Here is a 17,308-nt window from a genome sequence, read left to right as displayed (position 1 = left end):
TGTAAAATGACAGAGTCTACATCAGCATTATATTAGGCACACGGATGGGGTAGGCAGGCCGTTAACCGAGGGAGTAACTGGTTCGAATTGCATTCCATCACTGTATATCCATGTTCTTTTAACCGTTTACGTTACCCTTAATCGAGAAACTAGCCCTATAGTTGAACATTAATTGGACACTGTCCAGTCCTTTATTAACATGTCATTTACATTAAATGTTACGAAAAATGAACAGGTTAACACTTTTGACGCATTTTATTGGCTAATCCTGTCAACACAGGATGAAATGCACCGCCGTTGTTTGCTAGTATGCAGGAAACGGTTTATACAACAGATTGACTATGAAACTCAGCCCTTTGGTTCAGGACTTAATTGACGGTTTAAAATGCTTACCTGGCGTAGGCCCAAAATCGGCACAACGTATGGCATTTCACTTGCTTGAGCGCAATCGTATCGGTGGCGGAAAACTGGCAACGGCATTAGCGATGGCAATGGACGATGTTGGCCATTGCAAAGGCTGTCGAACCTTCACCGAAAACGATTATTGTGATATTTGCCAAAGCCCATCACGTGCAGAAAAACGACAAATGTGTGTGGTTGAATCGCCTTCAGATATTATCGCCATCGAACAAACCGGCGAATTTACCGGTCGCTACTTTGTGTTAATGGGGCACTTGTCACCAATTGATGGAATAGGCCCAGAACAACTTGGTTTGGATATATTGGATAACCAACTGCAAAATGGCCAGTTTGATGAACTCATATTAGCGACTAACCCAACGGTTGAAGGGGAAGCGACGGCGCATTTTGTGGCTGATATGGCAAAACGATACGATATTTCTACCTCACGCATTGCCCATGGTGTGCCGGTTGGCGGCGAATTAGAATACGTTGATGGCAACACCTTATCGCATGCCTTTAGTGGCCGAAAAACCATCTAAAACTTCTCTTTTCAAGGGGTCAGAACACTTGAAACGTTCAAGTGTTCTGACCCCTTGAAGGTTCTTTGAGAAAATATTTTCATAAAATTTCCGCTTTCCCCTTTAAATCGAAAATAATTATCCCCACTTAATTTTCATCTGTTACCGCACAGTGAGATGCCGAACATAAGGTGTTGTTGCTGTTTTGCGGTGTGTTGTTAAGTGTATTTTCAGGAGATGTTTTTTATGTCTGACCAAAGTCATAAAGAAGTTCACGGTTTTCAAACAGAAGTTAAACAACTTCTGCAGCTTATGATCCACTCACTTTATTCTAATAAAGAAATTTTCCTACGTGAGTTAGTATCAAACTCGGCAGATGCTGCCGATAAATTACGTTTTAAAGCGCTAGAAAATGCCGAACTTTATGAAGGTGACGGTAACTTGCGTGTGCGTGTGTCTGCGGACAGCGATGCCAATACCATCACCATTTCTGATAATGGTATCGGTATGACTCGTGATGATGTTATTGCCAACCTAGGTACCATTGCCAAATCAGGTACAGCGGATTTCTTCTCGCGTTTGTCAGGCGATCAAGCATCTGACTCGCAACTTATCGGTCAGTTTGGTGTTGGTTTTTATTCTGCCTTTATCGTTGCTGATAAAGTGATTGTACGTACCCGTGCTGCCGGCACTGACGCAGCGGATGGTGTTGAATGGACATCCGCCGGTGAAGGTGATTTCACCGTTGAAACCATCGAAAAGGCCAATCGTGGTACTGACATCATCTTGGTATTAAAAGAAGATGAAAAAGAATTCCTAGATGATTGGCGCTTAAAGTCAATCGTCACCAAATACTCAGATCACATCTCTATTCCAGTTGAAATGCTGACTCCAGCTGTTGATGCGGTTGATGAAGAGAAAGATGAAGAAGGCAATGTTGTTCGTCCTGCTATCGAAGCAAAGCCAGCTGAATGGGAAGGGGTGAACAAAGCCGAAGCACTTTGGACTCGTGAAAAGTCAGATGTATCTGATGAAGAGTATAAAGAGTTTTATAAGCATGTATCACATGACTTTGCTGAGCCGCTTTTATGGGCGCACAACAAGGTCGAAGGTAACACAGAATACACCTCGTTATTGTACGTACCAAGCAAAGCACCATTTGATATGTACAACCGCGAACGCCAACACGGCTTAAAGTTATACGTCCAACGTGTGTTTATCATGGACGACGCTGAACAATTTATGCCGACTTACTTGCGCTTTGTTAAAGGTTTACTTGATTCTAACGACTTACCATTGAACGTATCGCGTGAAATCTTGCAAGACAACAAAGTTACCCAAGCGATGCGCAAAGGTTGTACAAAACGCGTATTGGGTATGTTAGACAAGCTGGGTAAAAAAGACGCTGAAAAATACCAGTCGTTCTGGGATGAGTTTGGTCAAGTTCTAAAAGAAGGCCCAGCTGAAGATATGGCCAACAAGGAAGCCATTGGCAAGTTGTTGCGCTTTAGCTCTACGCACACCGACAGTGCGTTGCAAAATGTATCGTTAACCGATTACATCGAGCGTATGCCAGAAGATCAAGACAAGATTTACTATGTCGTTGCCGACAGTTTTGAAGCGGCGAAAAACAGCCCGCATTTAGAAGTGTTCCGTAAGAAGGGCATCGAAGTATTATTGATGAGCGATCGTATCGACGAATGGTTGATGAGCCACTTCACTGATTTTGATTCAAAACAGTTCTCTTCGGTAACTCGCGGTGACTTAGACTTAGGTGACATGGACGACGCGGAAACCAAAGAAGCGCAAGAGAAGCTGGAAAAAGAGTTTGATTCAGTGATCGGTCGTCTTAAAGACAGCCTAGGTGACAAAGTAAAGGATGTGCGTATCACCCATCGTTTAACCGACTCTCCAGCGTGTATTGTTACCGATGAGCAAGACATGAGCAGTCAAATGATCAAGTTGATGCAATCGGTTGGTCAGGAAGTGCCTGAAAGCAAACCTATTTTTGAAATCAACGCCGAGCACGATTTGGTCAAACACATTGCCGATGAAAGCGATGGTGACAAATTCAATGAGTGGACTGAGGTTTTATTCGAGCAAGCCATGTTAGCAGAGCGCGGCAGTTTGAAAGACCCAGCATCGTTTGTTAGCAAACTTAACAAATTGATGATGAGCTTAACCAAGTAACACCTTAACAGGGCGTTTCGACAATAAGCCGACGCTTAAATCGCGTAAAAGGCCAGCATTTGCTGGCCTTTTTATTGTCTGACAATGGCTCGCTAGCCATTGAGTTTTATCACTATTGTGTTGCTCGTCGTTTATTTTTGCTGACTTACCGCAAATATTGTTGAAAAAAGATGACTTTTTTATGAAACATTTGGATTGAAACACTTGTTTGCAAACTGGTCAGCAAGTATCATTGCGTTTTTATAAATATAAATTTATGGCTCCGATGCAATTCGTGTCTGAGTTACGACATTTAAAGGTCTGTTTATGCGCATTATTCTTTTAGGTGCACCGGGTGCTGGTAAAGGTACTCAAGCTCAATTTCTGATGAGCAAATACGGTATTCCACAAATTTCGACAGGCGACATGCTACGTGCGGCGATTAAAGCTGGTACGGAGCTGGGTTTGGAAGCGAAAAAAGTTATGGATGCTGGTCAATTGGTTTCTGATGAGTTAATCATTGGTTTGGTAAAAGAACGCATCGCACAAGACGACTGTAAAGACGGTTTTTTGCTTGATGGTTTCCCACGTACCATTCCACAGGCCGACGCAATGAAAGAAAATGGTGTCTCTGTTGATTCTGTTATTGAATTTGACGTAGCTGACGAAGTAATCGTCCAGCGTATGGGCGGCCGTCGTGTTCACCCTGGTTCTGGTCGTGTTTATCACATCGTTTACAACCCACCAAAAGTGGAAGGTAAAGACGATGAGACAGGCGATGATTTAGCGATTCGTCCAGATGATGAAGAGTCAACGGTACGTAAGCGTTTGGGTATCTACCATGAGCAAACTAAGCCATTGGTTGACTACTATCATGCAGAAGCAAAAGCAGGTAACTGTAAGTACATTACTATTGACGGTACTAAGCCGGTTGAAGAAGTAAGTGCTGAGCTTGCATCAGAGCTTGCATAAATCGCAACGCTGATTAATTAGATACAAAAAGGCCCGCAGTAGCGGGCCTTTTTTATGGTCAATACGTTAAGCATTGCGGGTAGTAGTCTGGTACTAATATTGCTTTTAGGTATTGCTTTTAATGCATCAAATGTTATTAAAAGATGGCAATAATATTTAATATCGACAACACCAAAATGGTGATAAAGGTACTTAACGTGCCAACAAATCGCTGCCAAGAGGTACCGATGCTTTTCCCTAGGCCAATAGCATGAAAAAAGCGAGCGGTTACCAATAAACCACCAAAGGCGTGTACAAACATTACATTGCCACCACCCAATTCGTAAATTGCTAACAGTAATAAAGCAATTGGCACGTATTCGATGAAGTTCGCGTGCACACGTATTGCTTTAGCCAGCTCTGGGTGTTCTCCACCGCCGTCACCAATGCCGACACGCTTGTTACGACGCTGACCAATGACTTTGAATGACAAGGCAATATATAAGATGGCGAGGATGCCTGTATAAAAGCCGGTAATGGCTAAAGAAGCTGTTTGCATAAGTTTTTGTTCTCGTTAATGAATATCGGTTACTATGTTAGTGCAAAGCAATCTTTCCGAAAACCAGTTTCTGCATTTTTTGCAAGATATTTTGGCTTTTAGTATCTAGGACTATACTTATAGCACCATTTTCTGCGGGAGAGCTTTATAGCCAGGCAAGCTGAATCAATAAAGACAAGATATGGGGGAGAAGTGAAGTTTTTTGTGCCAATTATTTTAGGAGCATTCATCTCGTTCGCCCTGTTCGCGATCATGGCATCTCTGGTTGCCACAGAAGAGGTCTATATTGAAGAAGTTGAAGACAACCCCATTATTACCATCGTTAAGCTGCCTGAAGACTCTGCCATCGCCCGTAAAAAGCGCATACTCGATCCACCGCCTGAACCATTACAAAAACCCAGTGGTCTGATTGGTGTTGATATGCCCAAAGTGACTACCGAAACCAAGTTGCCGAATGTCAGCATGCCTCAAATCGAAGTCGATGGCTCACTTGAATCGCAGGAGTTTGCGGTTGGTGCCATTAAAGATAACGACGCAAGACCAATTTATCGTGCCTTACCGCGTTACCCCATAGAAGCCGCCCGAGAGCAGATTCGCGGTTGGGTAAAACTGAAATTTGCGGTCAATCGTTACGGCAAAATCGAAAACATTGAAGTGCTCGATGCCAGCCCACCAGAGATATTTGATCAAGCCGCCATTGACGCATTAAAGCGTTGGAAATATCAGGCCAAAGTGATCGATGGCAAAACCGTGCGTCAAGAAGGTATGTCTGTGCGCATCGACTTTGGTAAAAAATAATATCGCTCTTTTTCACATTTTTTAAATTTGTTTAACTTTCTTTAACCCCTTTCTTAATTCCCCAGCGTTTTTCCTATAACAGTGCATCAACTTCATTAAGTGCCATAAGCAAAACCATCTATATGATGTTTAGTAAGGTTTTTAATATGGCGTTTGGCATAGCGTTAACATAATGCATGAGCTGAAGACGATGAGTAAAACAGGATGTTTTGCGCGCTGACTGGTACCAGACCATCACCAGGGCATGGCCCTAACAATAGATGTTCCAGGCAGGAGAATAAGATGAAAAAACTCGTATCTTTGTTAACCATCACCAGTATGGTTGTATTCGCGCTATTTGTGGTCATGGCCTCGTTAGTCACACCTAAGCAAGGCGGAATTAGTGAACCATTAGCATACACGCCCATAGAGTTCGTCGAACCACCTAAAGACAGCACAGTGAAAACCAATGAGCGTAAAATAAAGCCGCCACCAAAGCCAAGAACGACGCCACCATCACCAACACCTGTGGCAAGTACATCGCAGGGTATTGATATCGATATATCCGTACCTGGACCGAGTATGAACGATTCATCGCTGGACAGTATGGACAATTTTGTTATGGCGGATCATGAGGCGCGACCTATTGTCCGGGTATCGCCTAAGTATCCTGCGATTGCCGCACGTGAAGGTAAAGAGGGGTGGGTGATCTTATCGTTCAGTATTAATGAGCTTGGGGCAGTAACCAATATTGAAATAGTGGAGTCTAATCCTAAGCGTACCTTTGATAAAGAGGCCAAGCGGGCACTGAAAAAATGGAAGTACAAAGCCAAGCTCGTTGACGGTCAACCGGTTGCACAACATGGTATGACAGTGCAATTAGATTTTACATTAGACCAGGCTAATGGTTAGGTGATAATCTGTTGATTATTAGAATAATAACAAGTCGATAAAAGGGATTGCCTTTGATCAAAATATCCTCTTTACGTTGGTCAAAACGAGATGCGGGGCGCGATATGGATAACGCTAGCGCGACTACCCGTGCCTCGTTTTGGCAAGGCTTACGGCAAGCATTGCACGGACTGTCGTCAGCCTCTAACGAGCAATTGCTACGAACATTTGCCAAACAGCAGGACGAAACGGCACTGCATCTTCTGGTCGATCGTTTACATCAAGATGTGTTCCATTACGTGCTTAGCCAAAGTGACAAAACGCTGGCGCAAGACATCACTCAAATTACCTGGCTAAAAGTGTTGGACAAGGCACCTTTATTTGTTGATAAAGGCGGTAACAGTGGTAAAGCCTGGGTGTTTCGTATTGCTCGTAATGCGTTAATCGATGAGTTACGAAGCCAACAACGTTGGCAGTTTGAAACACTCGATGAAGTACACGTGGCAAATCAAGAGAGTTTGCAAACGGTCGAGCAAGATGGCGATTTACAACAGGCCTTTGATAACGTCTTAGCCAACCTACCATTTGCTCAACGTGAAGCATTTGTATTGCAACAAGAAGGCTTTTCGATTGTCGAGATCAGTGAGATTTGCCAAGAAAAGTCAGAAACCATCAAATCTCGATTGCGTTATGCCCGCAACACCTTTAAACAGCTTTTAGGAGGTTACCATGAGTAACCACGATGATAAATTTGACCAACAACTCGATGCACTATACCAAGGTCGTAAGCAAGCCAATCAGGCGAGTGGTAAGCAGCAACAACAGATAAAAGATGACCTGTCTGCTCGTATGCAAAACAGTGACGATATCAGTCGTCGCTTACATCACAAATACCAAAATTGGTCGTCGTTTAAAGTCGCTGGTTTTGCGGCATTGATGTTTGTTGTTGCGGTGCCACTGTTTGACCAACTTAAGCAGCAGCTGGATACCGTGGCGGTGAAAAAACTCGATGTGGTGGTGCTTGAACAACCGGCAACGGACAGCTCACAAACTGAAGATGCAGACCAGCTTGCCAGTTTGGCGTTACCGGAATTTCAACCGGTTAATAAGCGCCCGATGCAGTTTAATGCCATTGCTGCCATCGACGATGCCGCTAAAATCGATGCCTTTAATCAGCAAGTCAGTGAGTACTTTCAAGAGCAGCAACATGTGTTTGCTGATCAACAGCAGACGCTTTATGCCAATCAGGTTGTGACTGGACGGTTGATCAAAGAAAAGGATATGTGGTTTATTGAGTTTTGCGATAAGAATTTGCAATTGCTGGCGTTTGAAGAGGTTGAGCAATATTTGCTGGCGGATCCGTTATTGGACGAAACCAGAGAAGGCCAGTATGTGGATTTATATGCCAATGGTAATACGGTGTTGGCGTTATTAAATAACGAACACGTGCATCAATGTGATGAAGTGCATTAATGATACTGAAAGACGCTGATTCAAAACGGTGAGCATTTTCATACACCGTCTTTATCGCTGCAATCGTAGACTGTATCAATCACCTATAGCTAACAGCGCGTAAATCAGACAATGTAATTTACCAATAAAAAGGACACAGTATGAAAACGACCCATGGTGTTATTGTGGTGTTATCTTGGTTGATGTCAATCATAGCAACGCAAACAGCAGCACAAGCTCTACCGGATTTTCCGTTTGTGACGGTTGAGGTGACGAGCGAGCGGCAAGTGCAACCGAATCAAGCAAGTCTATCGTTTCAGTTGTTAACTTTCGACAAACAAGCGGATGTCGCCAGTGAACTACTGCATATGAGTGTTACCACAATGCTTGAGCAGCTAACCCGGCTTGGCATAAAAAGTGAGCAAATCACCTCATTTGAAATCAGTAAACGGGCAAAGCGCAAACGTGATGATGACTATAACTCGTTAGATATACTGGGTTATGAAGTCAGGCAGGCATTTAAACTTGAACTGTCTGAGTTAAGCCAATACAGCGACATCGTCAATATTTTGTATAAGGCTGAACATGTGCAAGACATCGAATCACGTTTTGATCATAGCGAACGCGAACAGATCAGCGCCGAACTCGTGTTTGACGCGGGCAAGAAAGCCAAACAAAAAGCGCAACGTTTGGCGAAAGGGTTAGGGGTTGATATCGAGTCAGTGTTTGCTATCAATGATAGCGGCTCATTTAACAATGCCTTAGCGTCATTTGCGGTTGCCGACAGATACGTACAATACGGTTCATTTGCTCGCAAAGCAGCGCCGATTACCGTCTTTGAGCCGCAGTTTATCGAGATATCAAAAACCATTCATGTGATTTACAAATTAGCGATCTAGTTGGTAGCCAACAAGCTTTGAAACTCAAACTTTGAAAATGGAGCCTTGAAACTCAAACTTTGAAAAAACACAATCCAAGTTAAACAGGCTGACACGCCTTAAGCATGCCAATATGCGGAATGCCGTCTTCGAGGTACATCTCTGAGACGGTAGCAAACCCTAAGTCTTGATAAAACGTTTCTAGGTATTGCTGCGCAGAAATTTTGATATCTTGTCCAGCAAAATGCTGCTGACATAAGTCTAATGCCTGAACCATCATCTCTTTACCCAGACCACTCCCGCGGTGACTCTCGGCGGTAGCAACACGGCCTATGCTGACGTAATCATCATAAGACACGCCTTTTGCCAAGATGCGTAAATAACAGGCTAGGGTGTCATCATCATAGCCCAGCAAATGCAAGGTTTGGGGATGGCGATCGGCATCGTCAAGCTCGGGGTAGAAACACTCTTGTTCAACCACAAAAATGTCGACTCGCAATTTTAACGCGTCATAAAGCTCGTTGATGCTCAACTGTTGAAAGGTTTTGGCCTGCCAGTACATTGTCTTACTCATTGGGGATGCATTTAAAAAATTATTGATGGCGTGATTGTAATACCTTCATCACTTCTTTTAAATCAACATTTTGCTCAGCAAGTAAAACTAAGCTGTGATAAAACAAATCGGCACATTCATTAAGCAACTCGTCACGGTCGTTGGTGGCAGCAGCAAGTGCGACTTCGACGCCTTCTTCACCTACTTTTTGCGCACAGCGTTTGGTACCGCTGGCTAATAATTTCGCTGTATAACTGTCTTCCGGTTTGTCGTTTTTGCGTGCATGTATGACCTGCTCTAAGTAGGCAAGAAAGTTTTTATCCGCTATATCTTGCTCGGGAAAGCATGAATCTGTGCCTAAGTGGCACGTTGGTCCATGAGGCCGTGCCAATATCAACAGGCTGTCTTGGTCACAATCGGCGACGATACTCACCACATCTAAGGTATTGCCTGAGGATTCACCTTTTTGCCAAAGACGCTGTTTTGAGCGAGAAAAAAAGGTGGCTTTTTGATTGGTTAACGTTGCGCTTAACGCCTCTTGGTTCATATAGCCTTGCATCAATACGCTGCCGGTATCGGCGTGCTGAACGATTGCTGGGATCAGGTTATCCATCTTGTCCCAAGAAAGTGACTCTATATTATGGTTCGTTACAAGCATGTTGTTTCCTTTAATATGGTTAGCTCTTAGCTCTTAGCTCTTAGCTCTTAGCTCTTAGTTCTTAGCTCTCAGCCGCGGCGCTTGCGCTCGTATGAGCGCTAGCTGCGCATGGCAATGCCTTGCCCGCGTAGGTAATCTTTTAAATCGTTAATATCTATGATGCCTTTATGAAACACGCTCGCCGCTAACGCTCCGTCGACATCGGCATCGACGAAAGCGTCTTTAAAGTGCGCCATCGTACCGGCGCCACCAGAGGCAATAAGGGGTATTTGACATACTGCTCGCACCGAACTCAGCTGTTTTATATCGTAACCTTGGCGCACGCCATCTTGGTTCATCACATTTAGCACGATTTCGCCGGCGCCACGTTGTTGTACTTCTTTGACCCAGTCATGGGTATTCCACCGGGTTTTGGCGGTTTTGCTTTCATCACCGGTGTATTGGTATACCTGATATTGGCCTGTGTCTTGATCAAAATACGAGTCAATACCAACCACCACACACTGCTGACCAAATTGTGCGGTTAGGCGTGAGATTAAATCCGGGTCGTTTAACGCTGGTGAGTTAATCGAAATTTTATCTGCGCCCATCGCTAACAAGGTTTGCGCATCTTGCTCGGTTTTGATGCCACCGGCGACACAAAAGGGGATGTCGATAACGCGGGCTATTTTCTCAACCCAGCTTTTATCGACAACACGGGCATCTGAGCTGGCGGTAATATCGTAAAATACCAATTCATCAGCACCTTCGGCGGCGTAGCGTTGTGCCAGCGGTACGATGTCACCGATGATTTCATGATTGCGAAATTTGACGCCTTTGACCACCACGCCATCACGAACATCCAAACAAGGAATTATGCGTCTTGCCAGCATGTGATAGCCTCCTTGACGGTAAATTTACCTTCTAATAAGGCACGACCTAAAATAATACCATCGGCGCCAGATGTGGCGACTTGTTTGATATCATTTAAGCTGCCAATGCCGCCTGAAGCTTGCCAGAATATTTGTGGAAAGGCTTGTTTCATTTGTTGATATAAGTCGACATTAGAGCCTTGCAAGGTGCCGTCTTTGGAAATGTCAGTACATAAAATCTGAGCGATATTGTCGGCGCCGTAAAAGCGAATTAATTGCTCTAAGGTTTGCTCGCTTTGTTCGATCCAACCGTGGGTCGGTAAGCGTTTTTCACCAAGCTCATTTATTTGCACATCCAGCGCTAAGACAATGCGTTGCTTGCCATATTGCTGCAACCAATCTTTAACTAACTGTGGTTGTTTGATCGCCAAACTGCCGATCACGACGCCACTGGCGCCGAGTTCAAGCAAGGTGTCGACGTCTTTTTGCTCACGCACACCACCGCCAACTTGCACCGGCATAGGTGCCATGGCAATGATCTCACTTAACCGTTTGGTTTGACGATTATCACTGTTTTTTGCACCGTCTAAATCAACCAAGTGTAAACGTTGGCCACCATCGTTAAAGTACTGTTCAACTAGCGCTTCTGGCGTTTGTTTGTATTCGGTTTTTTGACCGTAATCACCTTGATATAAGCGTACGGTTTTACCATCGATTAAATCAATTGCCGGAATGATCATCAGCAATTCTCCATAAAGTTTTTGAGAAGTTTGGCACCGCTTTTACCGGAGCGCTCAGGGTGAAATTGCACCCCATAAAAGTTATCGCGAGCTAAGCTTGCAGAAAACGCTTGGCCATAGTGACACTGAGCAAGGGTTGCATCGCCTACAGGCGCACAATAGCTATGCACAAAATAAAAGTAATCTTGCTCAGTAATACCAGTAAACAGTGGCGAGTTGGCAATAGAGCCCAGGTTGTTCCAGCCCATATGAGGCATGCGTAACGCCTGTTCGGTGGTGTTCTCTATGGCGTTTATCTGGCTATCAATGATGCCTAAACAATCGGTCGCTTGTTCATTTTCGGTCGATTGCTTGGTTAATAATTGCATACCCAAACAAATACCGAGCAAAGGTTGGCTTAGCGTTGGCACCAAGGCATCGAGACGCTTTTGTTTGATCCCTGCCATCGCGTAGGCGGCGGCACCAACGCCAGGTAAAAACACTTTTTTAGCGGCTTTTATGGCATCGTGATCATCACTGACTACGATGTTATAGCCGAGGCGCTGCAAGGCAAACTTCAATGAATTGATGTTGGCACAACCGGTATCGATGATCAGCGCGTCTGGCGTTGATGTATTGATGTCGGAATCTGTTATCACGTGGTGTTTCCTATATAAAAACTATGTTATTGCACATATCGCTAAAGCCTAAATTGCTAAAGCCTGACCAGCTAAGGTTTGAATAGCTGAGCTATCGTCAGGCAACCATTACAAAACGCCTTTTGAACTTGGTAATGCGTCTCCACTGACCTTAATGGCTTGGCCTAACGCACGGCCGAACACTTTAAATAAACTTTCCACTTGATGATGGCAGTTACCTTGGCTGGTCGAAAGGTGCAGGGTGACGGCCATGGCATCGGTCAAACTTTTAAAAAAGTGACTGACCATTTGCGTCGACATTTCACCAACACGGTTGTCGCTAAATTCGGCGTTAAACTCGATATGCGGGCGGCCAGATAAATCAATGCTGCATTCGGCTCGACACTCATCCATCGGCAACACAAAACCAAAGCGGTCGATACCACGCTTATTACCAAGGGCTTGTTTTAGTGCCTCACCCAAAGCTAATGCGGTGTCTTCAACGCTGTGATGATCGTCTATATGCAAGTCGCCCGTTACCTGACAATTGAGGTAAAAACCACCGTGGGTGGCGATTTGATCAAGCATGTGATCGAAAAAGCCGATGCCGGTGCTTATTTGTGAGCCACCTTGGCGATCAAGGTTTACCTCAACATTAATGTCGGTTTCTTTGGTGGTACGGGTAACGCTGGCAATACGGTCGTTGCGCAGTAACTGATCGCAGATATCATTCCAGTTAAGTTGATCTCTATCGTATTTAAAAGCTCGCAAGCCCATGTTGCTGGCCAATTGCACGTCGGTGTCTCGGTCACCAATAACAAACGAGTTAGCAAAATTGATTTTCTGTTGCTGTAGGTAATCGCTGACCAAACCGAGTTTAGGCTTACGGCAACTGCAGTTATCTTCATCAAAATGTGGGCAAATAAGCACATCAGCAAACTGCACACCTTGTGATGCAAATAACGCCATCATTTTATCGTGAGGCTGGTCAAAGTCGGCTTGAGGATAGCTGCTTGTGCCTAAGCCATCTTGGTTAGATACCATCACCAGAATGTAGCCCGCAGCTTGCAGTTGCAATAGAGCCGGAATGACCGATGGCTCAAATACCAGTTTTGCCAAACTGTCGACTTGCTTATCGATTGGCGGTTCCTCTATCAAGGTTCCGTCGCGGTCGATAAATAAAATATTGCTGTTGTCTTTTATAAAATCGAGGGCCTGACTCATGGTTATTCCTGTGTTTCTTTATTAAATAGATTGTCGGTACTGGTGCCATAGAACTGCTCGTTAAAGCTTAATACGGCGATGAAAAATTGTTGTAATTCGGCTTCACTGCCAATACTGACTCTGAGGCAATCATCCAGCCCAAGCTGTTTGGACTGGTTACGAATGACCACCCCTTGTTCAAGCAAGCTGGTAAATAACGCTTGGCTATTATCAACACGAAACAGCAAATAATTGCTGTTTGACTCAAATAGTTGCACCAGCCAAGGTTGTTGTTGCAGGAAGTCTTGGGTTTTATCCCTAAGTTGCTTGGTGCTTGCCACTCTGTTTTGCATATCACTGCGCTGAGTCAGTGCTTGGCTGGCAATCATGGCAACCGGTTGGCTGATTGGGTAGGGCGCAATCACTTTGCACAACTGATCAATGATGGATGGATTCGCTAGGGTAAAACCGCAACGCAAACCGGCCAGAGCAAAGGCCTTACTTAAGGTGCGCAATATCACCAAGTTGGCATATTTATGCAGTAATGGCACTAAGGTTTTTTCCGGGCAGTATTCGATATAGGCTTCATCAATCACAACCAAGGCACTGTCTTTGTATAATTCCAGGGTAGTAACAATGTCGACCAAGTCGATGTTGTTGCCAGTAGGGTTATTTGGAGAACAAATGAACACCAATTTCACCTTGCCAACGTGTTGCTGCATGGCGCTAATATCTAATTGCATGTTGTCTGTTAACAGCGGCGCGTGAATCACACGTGTATTGTGGGCTTCGGCGCTGATAGCGTACATGCCATAGGTCGGTGGACAAATTAAAATACTGTCTTGTGCCGATTGGCAAAAGGTGCGAATAAGCACTTCGATACCCTCATCAGCGCCACGCGTGGCGAGTAAGTATCGATTGTCGATGCCGCAATAGTCACTGTAGGCATCAATCAAGGCTTGCGGTTGGAAGTCTGGGTAGCGATTGAGCGTATCTAAAGACAAGGTTGTTGTGCGACTGTCACCGGCTTCATTGGCATTGAGCCAGACTTTACCTTGGGATTGTTCACGCCTTGCCGACTGATAGGGCACCATATCTTTGATATCGCGGCGCACTAATTCATTGGCAAGCTTTTGTGCCTGACAGTCCTCAAGGTTGCTTTGATACTGATTAAGGCGTGAGGCTTTGTCGTCAACATTACTCATCGGCTTTGTCCTTTGCAGTTGCGTCCTGTGTGGTATTGCCCTTGAGCGGAGCATCCTTTTGGTCTTGATCTTTAATTTGATTTTGGTCTTTTGGCGTTGCTGCTAATTCACTTGCTAAGGTGCGCTCGACCTCTGGGTTAACTCGAATGGTGACGGCACGCTGATGGGCATCTAGACCTTCAGCATCGGTTAACTCAACGATGGTTGGCGCTAACGCGGTAAGACCTTGTCGGCTTAGCGTTTGTACCGTATAACGACGGGAAAAGTCAGCCAAACTTAAAGACGACAATACCTTTGAATAGCCATAGGTGGGTAGCACATGGTTGGTGCCACTGGCGTAATCACCAGCCGATTCAGGGGTGAAATCGCCAACAAAGATAGAGCCAGCACCACGCAGCTGGGTCAATAACGTGTCATTATCGCTGGTTTGAATGCTCAAATGCTCTGGGCCATAAAGGTTGGAAACCTCGGCGGCTTGTTGCAAAGAGTCGGTCACAATAAAGCGGCTTTGCTCAAGTGCTTGCTCGGCAATCGCTTTACGAGACAGGCTTTGCAATTGTGACTCGACGTGTTGTTTAACCGTTTTGGCAACCGATTCACTGTCGCTTAGCAGAATAACTTGTGAGTCCGTGCCATGTTCTGCTTGCGATAACAAATCCGCTGCAACATAGGCTGGATTGGCACTGTCATCGGCAATAACCAATAACTCTGACGGCCCTGCAGGCATGTCTATGGCAAAGCCAGGCACCTGTTGCGATAATTGCGATTTGGCTTCGGTGACAAATCGATTGCCAGGGCCAAACACCTTATTTACCGCTGCTATCGACTCGGTACCTAGCGCCAATGCCGCCACGGCTTGCGCGCCGCCAATGGTATAAATCTCACCTATTTGGCACAACTTAGCGGCGTATATAATCTCATCGGCAATATCACCATTTTTGTCTGGTGGGCATACCAATACTACACGGCGACAACCCGCAAGCTTTGCCGGAACGCCTAACATTAACACCGTCGATGGCAGCGGTGCAGAACCGGCGGGAATGTACAAACCGACACTGTCGATGGCTTCTGTTTTTAAGATGCATTCAACACCAGGCATGGTTTCGACCTGAATATCTTGTGCCTTTTGCGCGCTGTGAAATGCTTCAATTTGACTGTAGGCGGTTTGGATTGCCAATTTGCGTTCAGCCGATAAGCTTTGTGTTGCTTTGACAACCGCTTTGTCGGTTAAACGTAAAGACGCTAAGCTTACGCCGTCAAACTTTTTGGTCAGTGCAAATAGGGCGTCATCGCCGTTGCATCTGACCTTATTAATGATATCAGCGACATTGTCTCGCAGTGTATCGCTGTCACTAATTGCAGGGCGTGCTAGTGTTTTTTGCTTGTCATTAGCACTAAGTTGAGACCAGGTGATCATGGCTTACCCCATCATCTTTTCAATTGGCATGACAAGGATGGAGTTACAACCTAGTGCTTTAAGTTGTTCCATGGTTTCCCAAAAGATGGTCTCACTGCTGACCATGTGTACGGCAACCAGATCATCGCGCTCTGCTAAAGGCAATACCGTTGGGGTTTCGCTGCCTGGCAACAAGGCTGAAACATCATTCAGTTTATCTTTTGGTGCGTGCAACATAATGTATTTGCTTTCACGTGCTTTTAAAACACCCTTGATACGAGGTAATAGCGTATCGATGGTTTGTTGTTTGGTTGATGAAAGGGCATTTGGGCCCTTAATTAATGCGGCTTTTGACGTGTAAATGACTTCCACTTCTTTTAAGCCATTGGCTTCTAGCGTGGTACCGGTTGATACCAAATCGCAAATGCCATCGGCCAAACCAACTCGAGGCGCCACTTCTACTGAGCCATTGAGCTTGGCAATTTCAAAGGAAATGCCATTGTCTGTCGCAAAACGATTTAATAACCTTGGGTAGGTCGTAGCAAGACGCAAACCATCAAGACTGGCAATACCTTGATAATCGAACTCTTCTGGCACAGCAATGGATAAACGACAACCGCCAAATTGCAACGAGCAGATTTTTTCATACTCACTGGCTTCTTGGGTTAATTGACGTTGCAGAGCGTGCTCTTCTAGCGAGTTATCGCCAACAATACCAAGATCACATACGCCATCCATAACCAAACCCGGGATGTCTGATGAACGCACCAGCATAATATCGACCGGCATATTGGCGACATGAGCCAGTAATTTCCGATCCGCTAAGTTGAGTTTCATGCCGCATAATTTAAAGAGCTTTTGTGATTCATCGCTCAAACGGCCGGATTTTTGTATCGCAATGGTTAATCTGTTTTTATCTAGTGTCATGGTGTTTTCACCTGATTGTTCTATGTCGTTAGCAAATTACGTGGGCTTTTATTTAACTCATAAAAAAGCCCCGAAAGTTTGGACTCTTTCGGGGCGGGTATTATTTACCTTGCTGAAGAGCCCATAGCCCCTCAGCGAATAACCTGAGGGCTAACCGCAAATGTGGTGATGATGGTGTAAGTTCAAGTTATTCATAATATTCTCTTCGCTATTGAGGCACGACTTATGTGTTGTGCTTGCTCTTTATACTAGTCTCATTTTAATCAAGATCACAAGAGTCTCTCTTGTATTAAAATGTAATTGCATATATTCATTTATCAATAAAGTTAACCAAATACGCTGTAAAGACTAGCTGTTAACCTTTAATTAACACCTTATCATGTGAAAATTTTAGCGCAACCCCTAGTTTGTTCTATTTAATAATAATTCATCATATTGTCATATTTATATAGTTGACTTAGCCCGAAACGAAGCGTGTTGTTGAAATATTTGTTCACAGATTATTGTTGTTGTTTAGCATTATAAAAGCGCATTAACCTTGTTATAATGCTCAGCATAAAC

At 44.6% G+C, this 17,308-nt stretch carries 18 protein-coding genes; 8 read left to right on the top strand and 10 right to left on the bottom strand.

Annotated features, from left to right (window positions below):
* Positions 1-341: 341 nt before the first annotated feature.
* The 3 genes from recR to adk all read left to right on the top strand — a co-directional run bounded on the left by recR (position 342) and on the right by adk (position 4,061).
* Positions 342-941, top strand: a complete 600-nt coding sequence (gene recR, locus E2K93_RS01285; RefSeq protein WP_135437346.1) for a recombination mediator RecR — start codon at positions 342-344, stop codon at positions 939-941.
* A 225-nt stretch (positions 942-1,166) separates the two neighbouring features.
* Positions 1,167-3,110, top strand: a complete 1,944-nt coding sequence (gene htpG, locus E2K93_RS01280) for a molecular chaperone HtpG (protein WP_135437345.1) — start codon at positions 1,167-1,169, stop codon at positions 3,108-3,110.
* Positions 3,111-3,416: 306 nt separating this feature from the next.
* A complete protein-coding gene (gene adk / locus E2K93_RS01275) occupies positions 3,417-4,061 on the top strand; it encodes an adenylate kinase (protein WP_135437344.1) in 645 nt (214 codons plus the stop codon).
* Between the two features lie 136 nt (positions 4,062-4,197).
* Here the strand turns inward: adk and E2K93_RS01270 are convergent, their stop codons facing one another.
* Positions 4,198-4,599: an MAPEG family protein gene (locus tag E2K93_RS01270; RefSeq protein WP_135437343.1), complete on the bottom strand. Its 402-nt coding sequence runs from the start codon at positions 4,597-4,599 to the stop codon at positions 4,198-4,200.
* 192 nt (positions 4,600-4,791) lie between these two features.
* Between E2K93_RS01270 and E2K93_RS01265 the strand changes: the two genes are divergently transcribed.
* The 5 genes from E2K93_RS01265 (at position 4,792) to E2K93_RS01245 (ending at position 8,618) form a co-directional block, all read left to right on the top strand.
* The gene (locus E2K93_RS01265; protein ID WP_135437342.1) at positions 4,792-5,397 is read left to right on the top strand and encodes an energy transducer TonB; all 606 of its coding nucleotides are present in this window, start codon (positions 4,792-4,794) and stop codon (positions 5,395-5,397) included.
* A 282-nt stretch (positions 5,398-5,679) separates the two neighbouring features.
* The gene (locus E2K93_RS01260; RefSeq protein ID WP_135437341.1) at positions 5,680-6,288 is read left to right on the top strand and encodes an energy transducer TonB; all 609 of its coding nucleotides are present in this window, start codon (positions 5,680-5,682) and stop codon (positions 6,286-6,288) included.
* Between the two features lie 53 nt (positions 6,289-6,341).
* Positions 6,342-7,004: an RNA polymerase sigma factor gene (locus E2K93_RS01255; RefSeq protein WP_135437340.1), complete on the top strand. Its 663-nt coding sequence runs from the start codon at positions 6,342-6,344 to the stop codon at positions 7,002-7,004.
* Positions 6,997-7,740 (top strand): hypothetical protein, encoded by a 744-nt coding sequence (locus E2K93_RS01250; RefSeq protein ID WP_135437339.1) that lies wholly within the window; start codon positions 6,997-6,999, stop codon positions 7,738-7,740. The genes E2K93_RS01255 and E2K93_RS01250 overlap by 8 nt, the downstream gene beginning before the upstream one ends.
* Before the next feature lie 140 nt (positions 7,741-7,880).
* Positions 7,881-8,618, top strand: coding sequence for an SIMPL domain-containing protein (locus E2K93_RS01245; protein ID WP_135437338.1), 738 nt, complete (start codon positions 7,881-7,883; stop codon positions 8,616-8,618).
* 79 nt (positions 8,619-8,697) lie between these two features.
* Here E2K93_RS01245 and E2K93_RS01240 read toward each other — a convergent pair whose 3' ends face one another.
* The 9 genes from E2K93_RS01240 to hisG form a co-directional block, all read right to left on the bottom strand.
* A complete protein-coding gene (locus E2K93_RS01240; RefSeq protein ID WP_228445430.1) occupies positions 8,698-9,171 on the bottom strand; it encodes a GNAT family N-acetyltransferase in 474 nt (157 codons plus the stop codon).
* A gap of 19 nt (positions 9,172-9,190) precedes the next feature.
* Entirely contained in the window at positions 9,191-9,808 is a 618-nt protein-coding gene (hisIE, locus tag E2K93_RS01235; RefSeq protein ID WP_135437337.1) for a bifunctional phosphoribosyl-AMP cyclohydrolase/phosphoribosyl-ATP diphosphatase HisIE, read from the bottom strand.
* 98 nt (positions 9,809-9,906) lie between these two features.
* Complete coding sequence (hisF, locus tag E2K93_RS01230) at positions 9,907-10,680, bottom strand: imidazole glycerol phosphate synthase subunit HisF (RefSeq protein WP_135437336.1); 774 nt, start codon at positions 10,678-10,680, stop codon at positions 9,907-9,909.
* Positions 10,662-11,399 (bottom strand): 1-(5-phosphoribosyl)-5-[(5-phosphoribosylamino)methylideneamino]imidazole-4-carboxamide isomerase, encoded by a 738-nt coding sequence (gene hisA / locus E2K93_RS01225; RefSeq protein WP_135437335.1) that lies wholly within the window; start codon positions 11,397-11,399, stop codon positions 10,662-10,664. The genes hisF and hisA overlap by 19 nt, the downstream gene beginning before the upstream one ends.
* Positions 11,399-12,037, bottom strand: coding sequence for an imidazole glycerol phosphate synthase subunit HisH (gene hisH, locus E2K93_RS01220; protein ID WP_228445428.1), 639 nt, complete (start codon positions 12,035-12,037; stop codon positions 11,399-11,401). Before hisH ends, hisA begins: the two co-directional genes overlap by 1 nt.
* 108 nt (positions 12,038-12,145) lie before the next feature.
* Complete coding sequence (gene hisB / locus E2K93_RS01215) at positions 12,146-13,240, bottom strand: bifunctional histidinol-phosphatase/imidazoleglycerol-phosphate dehydratase HisB (RefSeq protein ID WP_135437334.1); 1,095 nt, start codon at positions 13,238-13,240, stop codon at positions 12,146-12,148.
* A 2-nt stretch (positions 13,241-13,242) separates the two neighbouring features.
* Positions 13,243-14,424 carry a histidinol-phosphate transaminase gene (gene hisC, locus E2K93_RS01210; RefSeq protein ID WP_135437333.1) on the bottom strand — a complete coding sequence of 394 codons (1,182 nt, stop codon included), beginning with the start codon at positions 14,422-14,424 and terminating at the stop codon, positions 13,243-13,245.
* Positions 14,417-15,841 carry a histidinol dehydrogenase gene (gene hisD / locus E2K93_RS01205; protein WP_135437332.1) on the bottom strand — a complete coding sequence of 475 codons (1,425 nt, stop codon included), beginning with the start codon at positions 15,839-15,841 and terminating at the stop codon, positions 14,417-14,419. The genes hisC and hisD overlap by 8 nt, the downstream gene beginning before the upstream one ends.
* A 3-nt stretch (positions 15,842-15,844) precedes the next feature.
* Entirely contained in the window at positions 15,845-16,747 is a 903-nt protein-coding gene (hisG, locus tag E2K93_RS01200) for an ATP phosphoribosyltransferase (protein ID WP_135437331.1), read from the bottom strand.
* Positions 16,748-17,308: the final 561 nt, after the last annotated feature.

It is taken from the genome of Thalassotalea sp. HSM 43 (genome assembly GCF_004752005.1).
Lineage (GTDB): Bacteria > Pseudomonadota > Gammaproteobacteria > Enterobacterales > Alteromonadaceae > Thalassotalea_A.
Note: the sequence above shows the minus strand (reverse complement) of the source record. Positions and strands in the feature narration are given on the sequence as shown.

What these genes read in the sequence shown, in the direction of transcription:
- adk (WP_135437344.1), top strand. Translation starts at nt 3,417, where the DNA reads ATGCGCATTATTCTTTTAGGTGCACCGGGTGCTGGTAAAGGTACTCAA.
- hisF (WP_135437336.1), bottom strand. Translation starts at nt 10,680, where the DNA reads ATGCTGGCAAGACGCATAATTCCTTGTTTGGATGTTCGTGATGGCGTG.
- recR (WP_135437346.1), top strand. Translation starts at nt 342, where the DNA reads ATGAAACTCAGCCCTTTGGTTCAGGACTTAATTGACGGTTTAAAATGC.
- hisG (WP_135437331.1), bottom strand. Translation starts at nt 16,747, where the DNA reads ATGACACTAGATAAAAACAGATTAACCATTGCGATACAAAAATCCGGC.
- E2K93_RS01250 (WP_135437339.1), top strand. Translation starts at nt 6,997, where the DNA reads ATGAGTAACCACGATGATAAATTTGACCAACAACTCGATGCACTATAC.
- hisA (WP_135437335.1), bottom strand. Translation starts at nt 11,399, where the DNA reads ATGATCATTCCGGCAATTGATTTAATCGATGGTAAAACCGTACGCTTA.
- E2K93_RS01270 (WP_135437343.1), bottom strand. Translation starts at nt 4,599, where the DNA reads ATGCAAACAGCTTCTTTAGCCATTACCGGCTTTTATACAGGCATCCTC.
- hisB (WP_135437334.1), bottom strand. Translation starts at nt 13,240, where the DNA reads ATGAGTCAGGCCCTCGATTTTATAAAAGACAACAGCAATATTTTATTT.
- E2K93_RS01240 (WP_228445430.1), bottom strand. Translation starts at nt 9,171, where the DNA reads ATGAGTAAGACAATGTACTGGCAGGCCAAAACCTTTCAACAGTTGAGC.
- hisC (WP_135437333.1), bottom strand. Translation starts at nt 14,424, where the DNA reads ATGAGTAATGTTGACGACAAAGCCTCACGCCTTAATCAGTATCAAAGC.
- hisD (WP_135437332.1), bottom strand. Translation starts at nt 15,841, where the DNA reads ATGATCACCTGGTCTCAACTTAGTGCTAATGACAAGCAAAAAACACTA.
- E2K93_RS01245 (WP_135437338.1), top strand. Translation starts at nt 7,881, where the DNA reads ATGAAAACGACCCATGGTGTTATTGTGGTGTTATCTTGGTTGATGTCA.
- hisIE (WP_135437337.1), bottom strand. Translation starts at nt 9,808, where the DNA reads ATGCTTGTAACGAACCATAATATAGAGTCACTTTCTTGGGACAAGATG.
- htpG (WP_135437345.1), top strand. Translation starts at nt 1,167, where the DNA reads ATGTCTGACCAAAGTCATAAAGAAGTTCACGGTTTTCAAACAGAAGTT.
- E2K93_RS01260 (WP_135437341.1), top strand. Translation starts at nt 5,680, where the DNA reads ATGAAAAAACTCGTATCTTTGTTAACCATCACCAGTATGGTTGTATTC.